The organism is Mesorhizobium sp. M8A.F.Ca.ET.181.01.1.1 (assembly GCF_004792025.1).
Taxonomy (GTDB): Bacteria; Pseudomonadota; Alphaproteobacteria; order Rhizobiales; family Rhizobiaceae; genus Mesorhizobium.
Map to the genome: position 1 here is coordinate 1 of NZ_SRTV01000180.1, position 319 is coordinate 319.

Below are 319 nucleotides of genomic sequence, written 5' to 3' on the forward strand. Positions count from 1 at the left end.
ATTGTTTCGCGTTGGTCTGCAACGCCAGATGATTCCATGCGGCAAGGCCCGCGAACAGCAGACCCGCGACGCTCACGCCCACCCATCCGAACACCGGCCACACCGCGGCGCCGACGCCCGAGCCGACTGCGCCACCGATGAAATACGCGACCATGTACACGGTATTCACGCGGCTGCGCGCGTCGGGTTTCAATGCGTAGATGCGCGACTGGTTCGAAATCTGCGCGGCCTGCACGCCCACGTCCAGCACGATCACACCGATCACGAGCCCGGTAACGCTGGTGGCCGAAACGCCGAAGATCACGAAGGAGATCGCCAC

Annotated in this window: 1 pseudogene; it reads right to left on the minus strand. The window is 63.9% G+C overall.

The features are described from left to right. Positions 1-319, minus strand: a pseudogene (locus EN824_RS34140) (MFS transporter); the annotation flags it as partial.